General features: G+C 37.1%; 1 protein-coding gene. It reads right to left on the bottom strand.

Translation table 11 applies throughout. The features are described from left to right. Positions 1-69 precede the first annotated feature (69 nt). On the bottom strand, positions 70-310 hold a 241-nt coding region (locus CWC16_RS19430), incomplete at its 5' end, for a GDP-mannose 4,6-dehydratase (RefSeq protein WP_171037701.1).

Raw genomic sequence — 310 nt, forward strand, 5'->3', positions numbered from 1 at the left:
TTTAAAATGTTTTTTTGTCTTTTTTCTTTTTAATGTATTTTTCACAATGTTCATTTCTACATCCTTTAATTATTTGTATTGTTCAGAGATCCAATCACGATATGAACCATCCATCACAGCCAGCCACCAGGCTTCATTATTCAAATACCATTCAACGGTTTTACGAATGCCTGTTTCAAAGGATTCTTTCGGCTCATAGCCCAATTCAGTACGTGTTTTAGCAGCATCAATGGCATAGCGACGGTCATGACCAAGGCGGTCTTTAACGTATTCAATCAAGGATTCGGAATTGCCTGCAATAGCCGATTTT

Source organism: Pseudoalteromonas sp. S3776, assembly GCF_005886915.1.
In the GTDB taxonomy this organism is placed as follows: Bacteria; Pseudomonadota; Gammaproteobacteria; order Enterobacterales; family Alteromonadaceae; genus Pseudoalteromonas.